15 protein-coding genes are annotated in these 13,869 nt (G+C 71.4%); 6 read left to right on the top strand and 9 right to left on the bottom strand.

What is annotated here, in order from left to right:
• Window positions 1-273: 273 nt before the first annotated feature.
• Together SLINC_RS02320 and glgX are read left to right on the top strand one after the other, a co-directional pair.
• On the top strand, window positions 274-786 hold the full coding sequence (locus SLINC_RS02320) for a pep a2 (protein WP_067426079.1): 513 nt from the start codon (window positions 274-276) through the stop codon (window positions 784-786).
• A 23-nt stretch (window positions 787-809) separates the two neighbouring features.
• A complete protein-coding gene (gene glgX, locus SLINC_RS02315; RefSeq protein ID WP_067426077.1) occupies window positions 810-2,924 on the top strand; it encodes a glycogen debranching protein GlgX in 2,115 nt (704 codons plus the stop codon).
• A 37-nt stretch (window positions 2,925-2,961) separates the two neighbouring features.
• Here the strand turns inward: glgX and SLINC_RS02310 are convergent, their stop codons facing one another.
• A complete protein-coding gene (locus SLINC_RS02310; RefSeq protein WP_067426074.1) occupies window positions 2,962-3,765 on the bottom strand; it encodes a VOC family protein in 804 nt (267 codons plus the stop codon).
• Window positions 3,766-3,964: 199 nt separating this feature from the next.
• Window positions 3,965-4,756 (bottom strand): RNA polymerase sigma factor SigF, encoded by a 792-nt coding sequence (locus SLINC_RS02305; protein ID WP_067426071.1) that lies wholly within the window; start codon window positions 4,754-4,756, stop codon window positions 3,965-3,967.
• A gap of 267 nt (window positions 4,757-5,023) precedes the next feature.
• On the opposite strand from SLINC_RS02305, the gene SLINC_RS02300 reads away from it, so the two are divergent.
• From SLINC_RS02300 to SLINC_RS02285, 4 genes are all read left to right on the top strand, one after another.
• Window positions 5,024-5,479, top strand: coding sequence for a MarR family winged helix-turn-helix transcriptional regulator (locus SLINC_RS02300; RefSeq protein WP_067426069.1), 456 nt, complete (start codon window positions 5,024-5,026; stop codon window positions 5,477-5,479).
• Window positions 5,476-6,324 (top strand): ABC transporter ATP-binding protein, encoded by an 849-nt coding sequence (locus tag SLINC_RS02295; RefSeq protein ID WP_067426066.1) that lies wholly within the window; start codon window positions 5,476-5,478, stop codon window positions 6,322-6,324. Before SLINC_RS02300 ends, SLINC_RS02295 begins: the two co-directional genes overlap by 4 nt.
• The gene (locus SLINC_RS02290; RefSeq protein ID WP_067426064.1) at window positions 6,284-7,144 is read left to right on the top strand and encodes an ABC transporter permease; all 861 of its coding nucleotides are present in this window, start codon (window positions 6,284-6,286) and stop codon (window positions 7,142-7,144) included. Before SLINC_RS02295 ends, SLINC_RS02290 begins: the two co-directional genes overlap by 41 nt.
• 203 nt (window positions 7,145-7,347) lie before the next feature.
• A complete protein-coding gene (locus tag SLINC_RS02285) occupies window positions 7,348-7,863 on the top strand; it encodes a hypothetical protein (RefSeq protein ID WP_067426061.1) in 516 nt (171 codons plus the stop codon).
• A gap of 44 nt (window positions 7,864-7,907) precedes the next feature.
• Here SLINC_RS02285 and hemC read toward each other — a convergent pair whose 3' ends face one another.
• The 7 genes from hemC to SLINC_RS02250 form a co-directional block, all read right to left on the bottom strand.
• A complete protein-coding gene (gene hemC, locus SLINC_RS02280) occupies window positions 7,908-8,843 on the bottom strand; it encodes a hydroxymethylbilane synthase (RefSeq protein WP_067426059.1) in 936 nt (311 codons plus the stop codon).
• A 70-nt stretch (window positions 8,844-8,913) separates the two neighbouring features.
• Window positions 8,914-9,393 carry a GNAT family N-acetyltransferase gene (locus SLINC_RS02275; RefSeq protein ID WP_067426057.1) on the bottom strand — a complete coding sequence of 160 codons (480 nt, stop codon included), beginning with the start codon at window positions 9,391-9,393 and terminating at the stop codon, window positions 8,914-8,916.
• Window positions 9,390-9,908 (bottom strand): hypothetical protein, encoded by a 519-nt coding sequence (locus tag SLINC_RS02270; RefSeq protein WP_067426055.1) that lies wholly within the window; start codon window positions 9,906-9,908, stop codon window positions 9,390-9,392. Before SLINC_RS02270 ends, SLINC_RS02275 begins: the two co-directional genes overlap by 4 nt.
• A gap of 49 nt (window positions 9,909-9,957) precedes the next feature.
• Window positions 9,958-10,974, bottom strand: a complete 1,017-nt coding sequence (locus SLINC_RS02265; RefSeq protein ID WP_067426053.1) for a questin oxidase family protein — start codon at window positions 10,972-10,974, stop codon at window positions 9,958-9,960.
• A 105-nt stretch (window positions 10,975-11,079) separates the two neighbouring features.
• Window positions 11,080-11,856 carry an NPP1 family protein gene (locus tag SLINC_RS02260; protein ID WP_067426051.1) on the bottom strand — a complete coding sequence of 259 codons (777 nt, stop codon included), beginning with the start codon at window positions 11,854-11,856 and terminating at the stop codon, window positions 11,080-11,082.
• 139 nt (window positions 11,857-11,995) lie between these two features.
• Entirely contained in the window at window positions 11,996-12,976 is a 981-nt protein-coding gene (locus SLINC_RS02255) for an ATP-dependent DNA ligase (protein WP_067426049.1), read from the bottom strand.
• Window positions 12,977-13,071: 95 nt separating this feature from the next.
• On the bottom strand, window positions 13,072-13,821 hold the full coding sequence (locus SLINC_RS02250) for an SDR family oxidoreductase (RefSeq protein ID WP_067426047.1): 750 nt from the start codon (window positions 13,819-13,821) through the stop codon (window positions 13,072-13,074).
• Window positions 13,822-13,869 lie beyond the last annotated feature (48 nt).

Genomic DNA, 13,869 nt, shown 5'->3' with positions numbered 1-13,869 from the left:
GTTACGGAGCTGTGCGTGTCCGCGCGCGGACACGCACGGATCGGTGACGGGCATCGAGGTCTTCACACATGGTGCACGCGTAACGACTCAGCGTCTTGTTGGGGCTTCAACCACCTCGTTCACCTCGTTGGTCGCTCGTGTTGCACGAATGGCGTAGCCCTCGCACAGTTGAGATGACTCAGAAGCGATCAGTGCTCACGCTTCGTGTCCGGGGCCCGTGCCCCGCAGGGGGCGAGGAGGAGCGAGAGCTTCGCCGGTGAGGAGCCAACGACGATGAAGACCGCAGTGCCCTGCTACTACCACCTCGACGTCGAGGTCAGCCCGGAGCGGGTCGGGCAGGTCAGGCGCATCCTGGCCGCTCACCTCAGGTACTGGGACCTGGAGATCCTGGTCGAGCCCGTCTGCCGCGGCGCCGAGATGCTGCTGACGGCCATCGACGAGCACGCCACGGACAAGAACACGTCGATCGAGATGTGGTGGAACGGCCAGCATCTGATCACCGCTGTCGGGGACAACGACCGCGACCTGCGCCCGGACCAGGACCTGCGCGCCTGTCTCAGCCGGATCGCCGCGATGAGCGACGGCTGGGGCTGCTGCGCCACGGACACCGGCAGCAAGGTCATCTGGTTCTCGCAGCGCGCCCGCGCCGGCGAGCGTGTCCCGCTGGTGCCGATGGCGCCCGCGCCGCACCTGCGCGAGGTGCTCCAGGTGCCGCGCGAAGTCCACGTGGCGGCGCTGGCCGCACCCGAGAGCGCGCCGGACGGCGTCCTTCAGGGCGCCCGGTGACCGGGCGACGCAGCCGGAAAGGGGTGCCCGCGTGGAGCGGGCGCCCCTACCCGTTGGGCGCCGTCCACGACGGCGAGGGCACCAACTTCGCCCTGTTCAGCGAGGTCGCCGAACACGTCGACCTGGTCCTGGTGGACGACGACGGCACCCACCGCCACGTCCCGATGGCCGAGGTCGACGGGTTCGTCTGGCACTGCTACCTGCCCGGCGTAGGACCGGGACAGCGGTACGGCTACCGGGTGCACGGCCCTTGGCAGCCCTCTCTAGGGCACCGGTGCAATCCGAAGAAGCTGCTGCTGGACCCGTACGCCCGAGCGGTGGACGGGCAGATCGACAACCACGCCTCGCTCTTCGAGCGCGCGGCCGACGGCCCGTCCCGGTCCGACAGCGCGGGACACACCATGCTGGGCGTCGTCACCGACCCGGCCTTCGACTGGGGCGACGACCAACCGCTCGGACGGCCGTACGCCGACAGCGTGATCTACGAGGCCCACGTCCGCGGACTCACCCGCACCCACCCGCAGGTGCCGCCCGAGCTGCGCGGCACCTACGCCGGTCTCGCCCATCCGGCGGTGATCGACCACCTCACCTCGCTCGGCGTGACCGCTGTTGAGCTGATGCCGGTGCACCAGTTCGTGCAGGACGGCGTGTTGCAGGGCCGGGGCCTGTCCAACTACTGGGGCTACAACACGATCGGCTTCTTCGCGCCGCACAACGCCTACGCCGCCGACGGCAGCCGCGGCCGGCAGGTCACCGAGTTCAAGGCGATGGTGAAGGCGCTGCACGCGGCCGGCCTCGAAGTCATTCTCGACGTCGTCTACAACCACACGGCCGAGGGCAACGAGAAGGGCCCCACGCTCTCCTTCCGCGGCATCGACAACGCCTCCTACTACCGCCTGGTCGACGGCGACTGGGGGCACTACTACGACACCACCGGCACCGGCAACAGCCTGCTGATGCGGCACCCGTACGTCCTCCAGCTGATCATGGACTCGCTGCGCTACTGGGTCACCGAGATGCACGTCGACGGCTTCCGCTTCGACCTCGCGGCCACGCTCGCCCGGCAGTTCCACGAGGTGGACCGGCTGTCGGCGTTCTTCGACCTGATCCAGCAGGATCCGGTGATCAGCCGCGTCAAGCTGATCGCCGAGCCGTGGGACGTCGGCGAGGGCGGCTACCAGGTGGGCAACTTCCCGCCGCTGTGGTCGGAGTGGAACGGCAAGTACCGGGACGCCGTACGGGACTTCTGGCGGGCGGAGCCGGGCACACTCGGCGAGTTCGCCTCCCGGCTGACCGGCTCCGCCGACCTCTACCAGCACAGCCGGCGCCGCCCCCGCGCGAGCGTCAACTTCGTCACCGCGCACGACGGGTTCACCCTGCGCGACCTCGTGTCGTACAACGACAAGCACAACGAAGCCAACGGCGAGGGCAACCGGGACGGCGAGAGCCACAACCGGTCCTGGAACTGCGGGGCCGAGGGCGAGAGCGACGACCCGGCGGTCCTCGACCTGCGCGCCCGCCAGCAGCGCAACCTGCTGGCCACCCTGCTGCTCTCGCAGGGCATCCCGATGCTCTGCCACGGCGACGAACTGGGCCGCACCCAGCGCGGCAACAACAACGCCTACTGCCAGGACAACGACATCTCCTGGATCGACTGGCGGCTGACCGAGGAGCAGCGCGACCTCGCCGGGTTCACCCGGTACGTGATCGCCCTGCGCGCCGCCCACCCGGTCCTGCGCCGGCGCCGCTTCTTCCGCGGCCAGACCGTGACGCACGCGGGCCAGCCGCTGCCCGACCTGGTGTGGCTGCTGCCGGACGCGCGCGAGATGGCCGAGGAGGACTGGCAGCGCTCCGAGGCGTACGCGGTCGGCGTCTTCCTCAACGGGGACGCCATCGCCGAACCCGACCCGTGCGGCCGCCCCCTCGTGGACGACTCCTTCCTGCTCCTGTTCAACAGTCACTGGGAGCCGGTGGAGTTCCGCCTGCCGGACACCGCCTACGGCGAACGCTGGACGACGCTGATCGACACCGCCGAGCCGCAGGGCGCCGACGAGGCGGAGCACAAGGCGGGTACGCGGATGACGGTCGAGGCGCGCAGCCTGGTGCTGCTGTCACGGCCCTCACGCGCTGCCGGCTGACGACACCGCCGGCCTGAAGACCGGGGTCCGCGGCGGTTCAGCGCCGGCGGCGCGAGGTCACCGTGAACTGCGCGCCGTCCGGGTCGCGCAGGACGGCCTCGTCGCTGCCCTTGGACAGCACGCTCCCGCCGTGCATCTCCGCGGCCCTGGTGCAGGCCGCCACGTCCGCCACCGCGAAGTGGACCTGCCAGTGCGGCCGGATCGACGGATCGGGAGCCGAGCCCAGCGCCCCCGACTCGATCCGGGCCACGATGTCGCCGCGGCTGCGCAGCACGACCTCGCCGCCCTCGTAGTGGACCTCGCAGCAGCCCGGGTGCTCCGACGCCCAGTCGAGGATCTCGCCGTAGAAGATGGCGGCGTCGAAGGCGTCGCGGGTGTGGAGCTTGATGAAGGCCGGCTGCGCCTCGCGCCAGGCCTCCCAGTCGGCGAAGAGCTCGCCCTCCCAGATGCCGAAGGTCGCGCCGTCCCGGTCGGCCAGCAGCGCCGCCCGTCCGGGCGGGAAGGACAGCGGCCCGACCGCGGCGGTGCCGCCCCGTTCCTGGGCCCGGGCCACGGCCTCGTCCGCGCTGGGGACGGCGAAGTAGGGCGTCCAGGCCACCGCCATCTGCCACATGGTGGCCACCGCGGCGATCCCGGCCGCCGGTGTCCCGTCCGCCAGCGCGATCCGGAAGCGGTCGCCGAGCATGGCCGGCTGCCACTGCCAGCCCAGCACGGCTCCGTAGAACGCCTCCGTGGTCTCCAGGTCGCGGCTGGTCAGGCTCACCCAGCAGGGGGCGCCGAACACGGAATGCGTGGACAGGACGTCCGTCGTGGCACTGGGGGGTCGCGCGTCGTGATTCATGAAGTGATGTCCTGCTCTCGTCGGCCGGGGGCACAGGCCCTGGTACCAGTGTCCGGCCGGAACCGCTCGGGGCGCCTGCCGAGTACCCCTGGGACGGTGCCGAAACGGTGGCCCGTGCGCCGTCCGCCCCGTGACCCTTACCCGAACGAGTGACAGGACCAAAGCGTGCCGGGCACCGCCTTCGGCTTCTGCGGCCCGCTCAGCGGGCCTCGGTCAGGATCTCCTCGCGCAGCCGGTCGAAGCAGCCGCTGAGCAGCCGGGAGACGTGCATCTGCGAGATGCCGAGCTGCTCGGCGATGCGGCTCTGCGTCATGCCGCCGAAGAACCGCAGGTAGAGGATGGTGCGCTCGCGCTCGGGCAGCGCCTGAAGGCACGGTGCGACGGCGACCCGGTCGACGACGGTGTCGAACCCGGGATCCGGACCGCCGAGCGCGTCGCCCAGGGCGTACCCGTCGGTGCCCGGCATCTCGGCCTCCAGGGACAGCGCGGAGAAGCACTCCAGGGCCTCCAGGCCGGTGCGTGCCTCCTCCTCGGTCATCCGGGCGTACGCGGCGATCTCGGCCACGGTGGGGGCGCGTCCCGGTGTCGTCTGGGACAGCTCCTTGATGGCCTGCCGTGCCCGGTTGCGCAGGTCCTGGACCCGGCGCGGGACGTGCAGGGTCCACATGTGGTCGCGGAAGTGCCGCTTGATCTCGCCGGTGACGGTCGGCACGGCGTACGCCTCGAAGGCGCAGCCGCGTGCGGGGTCGTAGTGGTCGACGGCCTTCACGAGTCCGAGCGCGGCCACCTGGTACAGATCCTCCAGGCTCTCGCCGCGACCGCGGAAACGGACGGCGATGCGCTCGGCCATCGGCAGCCAGATCTCGACCAGCTCGTCCCGCAGGGCCTTGCGTTCCGGGCCCTCGGGCAGCCCTGCGAGCCGGCGGAAATCCGCGGCGGTGTCGGGGGCGTCATCGTGCGGGTGTGGCTTCGTCCTGCCGGTGACTGGCATGGTGCGCGCCTCCCTCAGCAGGTGCTGGATGGACGGACACCGGGGGAGGCGCGGGCGCCGGCCTGACGGAGGAGCCGGGGGCCGGCCGCTCGGTTTCCCACGGACGTGCCTCCTGTCCGAAGCACATTCAGCAGATTCCCGAAGCCGATCCCCTCAAACAAATATGGGCAAAAGCTACTTTATGGATTCAATGGCATGCGGCGCGTGAGTAACGACCTTGACCTTCCCTTGGGTTCGTTACCTCTGTTACAGAGCTAATGTCGAGGTGTGGAACCAGAGACCTTTCCCGAGGAGCTGGCCGACGCCCTTGTCGGAGTCCAGCGGCTGATCCGGCGCCGCCTGCGCCCGCAGATGCCCGACCCGCGGCTGCGGGGGGCCGAGGTGGAACTGCTGCGCCTCGTCGTGACCCGGCCGGGCATCCGTATCTCGGAGGCCGCCAAGGAGCTGTACCTGGCGGGCAATTCGGTCTCCACGCTGGTCAACCAGCTGGCCCGGGAGGGCTATCTGACCCGCGAGACCGATCCCGCCGACCGGCGGGCCGCGCTGCTGCTGCCCACCCCCGCCGCCGAAGCCCGGCTGAGCGAGTGGCGCAGGCGCCGCGCCGACCTCGTCTCACGCCAGCTGGCCCGCCTGGACGAGGCGGACCGGGAAGCCCTGCGCGCCGCCCTGCCGGCCCTGCGCGAACTCGCCGTCAACCTGCACGAGGAGGCCGAGGACTCATGACGCCGGACGCCGGGGAAGCCGTCAGCTGCACGGGCCTCACCCACACCTTCGGCGACACCACCGCCGTCGACAGGCTCGATCTGACCGTGCACGAGGGCGAGGTCTTCGGGTTGCTCGGCCCCAACGGTGCCGGCAAGACCACCGCCATCCGCTGCATCACCACCCTGCTGCCGGTTCCGGCGGGCATGGTCCGCGTCTTCGGCCGCGACACCGCCGAGGACGCCATGGCCGTACGGCGGCTGCTGGGCTATGTGCCGCAGCAGCTCTCCGCCGACCAGAGCCTCACCGGCCGGGAGAACGTCGCCCTGTTCGCCAGGGTCTTCGACGTGGCCCGCAAGGAACGCGCCGAACGCGTCGGCCAGGCCCTGGCCGCGGTCGACCTCACCGCGGCCGCCGACCGGCTCGTCGGCACCTACTCCGGCGGCATGGTCCGCCGCCTCGAACTCGCGCAGGCACTGGTCAGCGCACCCCGCCTGCTGATCCTCGACGAACCCACGATCGGGCTCGACCCGATCGCCCGCACCGGTGTCTGGGAGCACATCAACGCCGTGCGCGCCGCCACCGGCATGACGGTCCTGGTGACCACCCACTACATGGACGAGGCCGACCAGTACTGCGACCGCGTCGGCCTGATGCACCACGGCCGCATCCGCGCGCTGGGCACCCCGGTCCGGCTCAGGCAGGGGCTCGGCGAGCGCAGGCGCGCCGCCGGCGCGGCGGCCACGGACCCGCTGCCCACGCTGGAGGACGTCTTCCGCGACATCGCGGGCAGCGGCCTCGACGACGAGTCAGGAGACTTCCGCGATGTCCGAAGCACCCGCCGCACCGCAGGCCGCGTCGGCTGACCGCGCCCGCGAGCAGCGCACGAACCTCCTCGTGCAGCCGCCCCGACCGCGCGCGGGCTGGCGGCTGCTCCCCGCCCGGGTCGTGGCCATGTGCGCCGTCGAACTCCAGAAGCTGCGCCACGACCGCACCGAGTTGTACACCCGCGCCGTCCAACCGGCCCTGTGGCTGCTGATCTTCGGCCAGACCTTCACCCGCATCAAGGCGATCCCCACCGAGGGCATCCCCTACGTCGACTATCTGGCCCCCGGAATCATCGCCCAGTCCGCGATGTTCATCGCCATCTTCTACGGCATCCAGATCATCTGGGAGCGGGACGCCGGCATCCTCAACAAGCTGCTGGTCACGCCGACTCCGCGCTCGGCGCTCATCACCGGCAAGGCGTTCGCGGCCGGAGTGAAGTCACTGATCCAGGCCGTCGTCGTGATCGTGATCGCCGCGCTCCTCGGTGTGGCCCTGACCTGGAACCCGCTCAAACTCCTCGCCGTCGCGGGGATCGTGATCCTCGGATCGGCCTTCTTCTCCTGCCTGTCGATGACCATCGCCGGCATCGTGCTCAGCCGGGACCGCCTGATGGGCATCGGCCAGGCCATCACCATGCCGCTGTTCTTCGGCTCCAACGCCCTCTACCCGCTGTCCGTCATGCCGGACTGGCTCCGGACGGTCAGCAAGGTGAACCCGCTCAGCTATCAGGTCGACGCCCTGCGCGGGCTGCTCCTGGGCACGCCCGCGCACCTGGCACTGGACTTCGCGGTGCTGTTCGTGGCGGCCGCGCTGGGCATCGCCGCGGCCTCTCGTCTCCTGGGCCGGCTGGCGCGTTGACCGGTGGTCGGGGAGGGCGGCCGAAAAGTGATGTGCGGCACGCGGACGAACCGGGCCGTCCGCCCGGTCGGCGGATTCTTCCTGCGCAGCGCTTGATCACCGATCAAGGGGGCGAATGGGCTGGCCACAGCGCATTCTGCTCATTTGACAGTGTGCTGAGCACAAAGATAGGAAGCAGCTCTCTGAGGTCGAAGAGGTGCACTGTGTACGAGCCGAACGTGGTCGGGGACTGGCAGGAGTACGACGAGCATGCCGGTCTGCGTGTCCGCGTCCACCGTCTGGAGGCCGCCGAGCCACCCCGCGGACGCGACGACGCCGCCGAGGGGCTCACGTATTTCCGGCTCCGGGTCACTGTCGAGAACCGGGGAGGCGGGCCCTTCACCGTCCATCTCGAGGACGGCCAGATCGACGTGCGGATCGGTCCCGAGGGGGAGAGCGCCTTCATCGACTGGCGCAACTCCCAGTTCATCGAGGGCTTCGACGTCTACCCGCTGCGCCGGGCGACCGCCGTGCTGTACGCGGCCGGACCGGAGACGTCCCTGACCCACGTGGACGTCCAGATCCAGCTGCGGGTCGACGACGACTGGGCCGACCGCCGGCTGTGGGCGGGCGGCATCGGCCTGGACGAGGGGGCCGTCGGCACCGGCGTGGTGCGCGACAACCTCGCCCTCCAGGTGAGCAACTTCCTGCGCGACCAGGCCGAAGAGGGCACGGCCTGACAAGGCGCCGTTTCCCGCATACGACCTGATCCGCCGGACAGGGCCTAGTGCGGGATCCCGTCGATGATCTCGCGCGCGCCCTGGCGCAGCAGCGCCACGGCGACCGATGTGCCGAGTGTGGCCGGGTCGAGGCGGCCCGCCCACTCGTGGGCGTTGAGACGGGTCTTGCCGTCGGGGGTGAAGACGCAGGCGCGCAGGGACAGTTCGCCGCTGCGGTCCACGTGCGCGTAGCCCGCGATCGGGCTGTTGCAGTGGCCCTGGAGGACGTGCAGGAACATGCGCTCCGCGGTCGCCTCGCGATGGGTCTTGGGGTGGCCGAGCGCGCTGACCGTGTCGATGACCTCGGTGTCGCCCTCGCGGCACTGGAGCGCCAGGATGCCCGCGCCGATGGGCGGCATCATCGTCTCGGGGGAGAGGATCTCGCTGATCACGTCACGCCGGTCGATGCGCTCCAGGCCGGACACGGCGAGCAGCAGCGCGTCCGCCTCGCCGGCCGCCAGCTTCTCCAGCCGCCGGTTGGCGTTGCCGCGGAAGGGCACGCACTCCAGGTGAGGGTGGGTGGCGGCCAGCTGGGCGATCCGGCGCACCGAGGAGGTGCCGATACGGGTCCCCGCCGGCAGCTCGTCCAGGGTGAGCCCGCCCGGATGGATCAGGGCGTCGCGGATGTCGTCCCGCTCCAGGAACGCGGCGAACGTCGTGCCCGCCGGGAGCGGCCGGTCGGCGGGCACGTCCTTGACGCAGTGCACCGCGAGATCGGCCTCACCGGCCAGCAGCGCGGCGTCGACCTCCTTGGTGAAGGCACCCTTGCCCTCGACCTGGGACAGATCGCCCATCCACTTGTCACCGGTCGTCTTCACCGGTACGACCTCGGTACGGATCTCCGGGTGCAGGGCCGCCAACTCGGCACGGACGCGCTCCACTTGGGCGAGTGCCATGGGCGAGTCGCGGGAGACGATGCGGATCAGTTCGGGCACGGACATGCGGACACGATAGTCCTTCCACGCGTGCCTTCGTGCACTACCTCCTCTCCGCCCCGCAGGGCAACCCCTTTCAGCCCTCCACCGGGAGGCTGTACCGCAGCTTCTCCTTCGCGTGGGCGCCGAGACGGTCGTAGAAGCGGATCGCGCCCTCGTTCCACGTGGGGGTGTTCCACTGGATCTCGGTGAGGCCGAGGTCGCGGGCCTCGGCGAGCACCGCGTCCATGAGGAGGCCTCCCACGCCGAGACCGCGGTGGCCGGGGACCAGGAACAGGCAGTCCATGTGCAGGTACTCGCACGCGCCCCAGGTGGAGACCTCGGGCGCGCAGGTGGCGTATCCGACGATCTCGCCGCCGGGCAGTTGGGCCACCAGGCAGCGCAGGCGGGGTGCCGGACTGTCTGCCGGAGTGCCGAAGAGCAGCGCGGCCAGGCGGGTGGCGAGGTCCTCGGCGGGCGGTGCGGCCCGTTCGTACTGCGCGTGCAGGGCGGCGAGTTCGGCCACCCGGGGCAGGTCGGCGGGCTCGGCGCGGCGGACGAGGGGAGCGTCGCTCACCGGACGTCGCCCTCGACGGTGTCCGTGCTCCAGGCGGCGAGACGCTCGGTGAGGGGACCGGTGCCGTCGAGCACCTGCCGGGAGAACGCGTCCCGCTCGTGCGCGAGCACGGCCGCCTCCCACACGCAGGGCGTCAGACCGGCCCGGCCGGGACGCAGCGCGTCGGGCTTGCCCCTCGGACCGGCGAAGATCGCCAGGTCCGACATGTCCCCCTCGATCCAGGTGTGCACCAGCACGTAGTCGCCGTCGCCGCCCGCGTGCACGATCAGCACGGCGAGCCCGAGGGTGCCCCGCAGCCGCCCGAGTTCCAGATGCGCCCCGGCGATCCGCAGCGCGGCCTCGGCGTCCTGCTCGGACACCGTGCGGCCGGGGGCCTGGATCGCGTACACCTTGACCAGGTGGCCGGCGGTGTCCCGGGTGCCCAACGGCCGGGCGGGACGGGCGTGATGGGAGTCGGCCAGGGCGAGCAGCGCCTCCGTGTCCACGGCGGCGGGCAGGTTCTCATGATGATCCATTCGGCCATCCTGGAACGTCGGACCGTGTGGCGTCCACCGTGTATCCGGCTCAGGCCAACGGCTCGCTCATCTCGACGGAGCGGAGCGCGGCGGCCAGCGCCCGGTCGTCGCCGACGTCCAGGGCCGTGTCGGTGAGTTTGATGACGTGCTCGTCGCCGTGGGCCAGGGCCCGTTCCATGACCTCCTCGGCCGTCAGACGCGCGGGCGGCGTGTACGCCACCGGCTCCGCGGGCGCGTACATCGCGGTCACCGCCGCGGACGCCGACCAGGCCGCCCGCAGACTCGGCGCCCACAGCTCCCGGGGCAGTGACCCCAGCGCGCGCAGCACGGCGTTGGGCGCGGTGGCCGCGTGCACGAGCATGGTCGGCTCGCCGTGACCGTGGGTGGCGTAGCGGTGGGTCGCGGCACGGACGAGTTCGGTGAGCCGGTCCCTGGCGGTCTCCGGGTCGATGACGTCCTCGCCCCACACGGGCAGCCGGCGCACCGCGCCCAGACGGTCGCGGAATCCCATGTGCCCCGCCTCGATCGCGGGTACGGCGTCCAGGGACGCGGTGGCCGACGGCGCGCCGGGGAGCGGTGCGATGCCGGTCACGGGCTGGTGCCGGGCCGCCCAGTAGCCGAGCGCGTGGGCGAGTTCGGTGATCCGCGGGGCGTTCTCGCCGCTCTCCAGGGCCCGTACGGCGTGCCCGACGCGGATGACGGTGTGCGTGGCGCCGCCGTACAGCCCGGGCAGCAGACGCGGCCACCACTGGGCGAGGACGCTCCGCCAGGGGCGCTCGGCGAGCGCGCGGGAGAAGTGGTCGGTCCAGTCGGCGATCCGGCGGGGATCCCCCAGCGCGGAGGGCCAGTTGTCGTCCGTGACGGGGGCGACGCGGTCGGGGAAGTCCTCCAGCTTGTCCCGGTAGAGGTCCACCCAGCGATGCACCGCGCCCGCCTGCCCGTGCGCTGCCAGCGACTCCACCACCATGGGAGCGTGGTTGGACAGCCAGCCCCCTCGTTCAGGGCCGGAGGCGTGCAGGCGTTCCAGGGCTTCTTCGAGCTGTCCGCTCGTGCTGCTCGTTTCCATGAACGGGACGCTATGACGCGTCCGGCGGGCCGGGATCGGGCGCGGGACGGAAACCGTGGACTTCAAGGTCCTAGGTCCCGCGACCGATCTTCGGGCGTCCGGAGGTCAGGCGTTCGGGTCGAACGTGATCCCCGAGGGCTTCGCCAGCGACAGGTGGTTCGCGAAGTTGGCGTCCTTCAGGCCGAAGTTGGCGCTGCCGAAGTCGTACGCGCTCAGCTTGTCGCGCAGCCCCGACGGGTAGCCGTTCCAGCCGACCAGCGGCGGGTACTGCCAGGTTCCCTTGTGGTTCTCCGGCGGCTCGTCATTGGAATTGGCCAGGCGGAAGCAGTGCGTGCTCGCGCCGTCCTTGTGGTAGACGATCTTCGCGTGGGTGCCGTCGAAGCGGACCCCGGACGCGGCCGTGACGGTGAACGAGCCGTGGTTGGACGTCGACACGTACTGGATCGTGCCGTTCTGCACCCAGACGACGACGTGTTCGAAGTCGTGCCGGTGGCCGCCGATGCTGCTGCCGGCGATGGCCTGGTCCTTCTCGAAGTACAGGCCGTACATGTAGGCGCACCAGCCGTTGTTGCACTTGTAGCGCGAGTAGCTGTTGGTGTTGTCCAGGTCCGAGGCGTCACGGCAGTCGCCGCTGAGTGAACCGGTCGGGTTGAGGCCGCCGTTGATCGTGCCGTCGGGTCCGATGGCGGGGGTGGGGTAGCACCCGTCGGTGTCGTAGTCGAAGGCCGGCTGGTACGTCTTCTCCGCGGTCTCGGCGTTGGCCGGCAGAGCCTGCGGCGGGGCCGCGAAGGCGGCGGTGGGGAAGGCGATGACGAGCGCGGCGGCGCCGGCCAGGCCGGTGAGCCATCTCCTGCGGTGTGCCTTGAACGACGGTGACGCCACTGCGTCCTCCTCTTGTGCGGGCGCAGCCCAATGGCTGGAGGGGAAGGGGAGGTTCAGCTTCCCTTGTTTCCATGTCCACGCCAAGAGGTTGTGGGCGTCTCTCCGGTTACGGGTTCCCCAACAGTTGGATCTTCGCGCCTCAGACGAGATCGTCCGGCAGGTCGGCCGAGGACTCCTCCGGTGCGAGGTCCGGGCGCAGCCGCAGCCAGGACGGCTGCCTCAGCATCCCGGCCCGCGTGCGGGTGCTGTAGCGGACCTCGCCCACCAGCCGGGGCAGCACCCACCGCGCCCCAGGTACCGGAGGCACGGGGTCGAAGGGACACACGTCGCTCCCGACGGCTCCCAGCAGCGCGGCGAGCCGGTGCCGTTCCGCCTCGCTCCAGCCGGTGCCCACACCGCCGACGTAGCGCAGGCGCCCGGCGGCGCGCTGGCCGACCAGGACGGCGCCCGGCAGACCGGTCAGCCGCCCCTTGCCGGGCAGCCAGCCGCCCACGACGACGTCCTCGCTGTGCATGTTCCGGATCTTGATCCAGGCCCGCGAGCGCACCCCGGGCTCGTACACCGAGTCCAGCCGCTTGCAGACCAGGCCCTCCAGACCGTGTTCCCGGGTGGCGCGCAGGGCCTGCTCGCCGTGACCGACCAGCGCGGCAGGCGTCGACCAGTGGGGGCCGGTCAGGGCCAGTTCCTCCAGCAGCGCACGGCGTCGGACGTAGGGGAGCCGGAGCAGGGGGTGCTGCCCCAGGTGCAGGACGTCGAACAGCACCAGGTGCACGGGGAGTTCGGCCGCCCGGCGAGCCGCCCTGCCGGGTGCCTGGACCAGGCCCATGCGGGACTGGAGCAACTGGAAGTCGGCACGCCCTTGTTCGTCCGGCGCCAGCACCTCCCCGTCGAGGACGGCCGGGGTGGCGCCGAGTGCGGCGCCCAGCGGCAGCAGTTCGGGGTAGGCCCCGGTGACGACCTCCCCCGACCGGGCGCGCAGGACCAGGCTGCCGTCGCCGGCGGCGTAGAGGACGACCCGCTGGCCGTCCTGCTTCGTCTCGTACGCCCAGCGCGCGTCCTGAGGCAGGGGCGGGAGAGTGCCCGGCGTGGCCAGCATGGGAGGGATCAGCGGGAGGTTCACGGGTCAGTTGTCGACGGGCCCGCCCCGTCTCACGCCGGCGCCCCGGCGGTTTCCCCTGAACGGACCTCTCGCGCGGGGGCGGTGTGGGTGTGCGGTCAGATGATGCCGCCGTTGGCGCGCAGCACCTGGCCGTTGACCCAGCGGCCGGCCGGGCCGACCAGGAACGACACGACCGAGGCGATGTCCTCGGGGGTCCCCAGACGCTCCAGTGGCGGCTGCGCGGCCAGACGGGCGACGGTCTCCTCGTCCTTGCCGTCGAGGAAGAGCTCCGTGGCCGTGGGGCCGGGCGCCACCGTGTTCACCGTGACGTCCCGGCCGCGCAGCTCGCGGGCGAGGACCAGGGTCAGTGCCTCGACCGCGCCCTTGCTCGCGGCGTAGGCGCCGTATCCGGGGAAGGCGAGGCCGACGATCGAGCTGGAGAAGTTGACGAGCGCGCCGCCCGGTCGGAGCCGGCGCGCGGCCTGCTGGTCGACGACGAACGTGCCGCGGATGTTCGTGCGGTACAGCGAGTCCAGCTCGGCGAGGTCGAGCTCCGCGATCGGGGAGAGCGGCATCCGGCCCGCGGCGTGCACCACGGCGTCGATCCCGCCGTACCGGGCCTCCGCGAGATCGAAGACGGCGGCGACCTCCGCCTCCTCGGCGACGTCCGCCCCGGCGGCGAAGGCGGCACCGCCCGCGGCCTCGATCTCGCGCACGACCTCCTCGGCGGCTTCCTTGTTGCCCGCGTACCCGACGGCGACGGCGAACCCGTCGGCGGCGAGCTGCCGGGTGATCTGCCGTCCGATGCCGCGCGATCCGCCGGTCACGAGCGCCACGCGCGGGGTCGTGGAGGACTGAGTGGTCATGACTGCACCCCTGATATCGACGTTACGTTCATCTCGTATCGACGATAA

Source organism: Streptomyces lincolnensis, from assembly GCF_001685355.1.
In the GTDB taxonomy this organism is placed as follows: domain Bacteria; phylum Actinomycetota; class Actinomycetes; order Streptomycetales; family Streptomycetaceae; genus Streptomyces; species Streptomyces lincolnensis.
This window is presented reverse-complemented; position numbering and strand designations above follow the sequence as displayed.

What these genes read in the sequence shown, in the direction of transcription:
- SLINC_RS02320 (WP_067426079.1), top strand. Translation starts at nt 274, where the DNA reads ATGAAGACCGCAGTGCCCTGCTACTACCACCTCGACGTCGAGGTCAGC.
- SLINC_RS02310 (WP_067426074.1), bottom strand. Translation starts at nt 3,765, where the DNA reads ATGAATCACGACGCGCGACCCCCCAGTGCCACGACGGACGTCCTGTCC.
- SLINC_RS02305 (WP_067426071.1), bottom strand. Translation starts at nt 4,756, where the DNA reads ATGCCAGTCACCGGCAGGACGAAGCCACACCCGCACGATGACGCCCCC.
- SLINC_RS02295 (WP_067426066.1), top strand. Translation starts at nt 5,476, where the DNA reads ATGACGCCGGACGCCGGGGAAGCCGTCAGCTGCACGGGCCTCACCCAC.
- SLINC_RS02290 (WP_067426064.1), top strand. Translation starts at nt 6,284, where the DNA reads ATGTCCGAAGCACCCGCCGCACCGCAGGCCGCGTCGGCTGACCGCGCC.
- hemC (WP_067426059.1), bottom strand. Translation starts at nt 8,843, where the DNA reads ATGTCCGTGCCCGAACTGATCCGCATCGTCTCCCGCGACTCGCCCATG.
- SLINC_RS02270 (WP_067426055.1), bottom strand. Translation starts at nt 9,908, where the DNA reads ATGGATCATCATGAGAACCTGCCCGCCGCCGTGGACACGGAGGCGCTG.
- SLINC_RS02265 (WP_067426053.1), bottom strand. Translation starts at nt 10,974, where the DNA reads ATGGAAACGAGCAGCACGAGCGGACAGCTCGAAGAAGCCCTGGAACGC.
- SLINC_RS02250 (WP_067426047.1), bottom strand. Translation starts at nt 13,821, where the DNA reads ATGACCACTCAGTCCTCCACGACCCCGCGCGTGGCGCTCGTGACCGGC.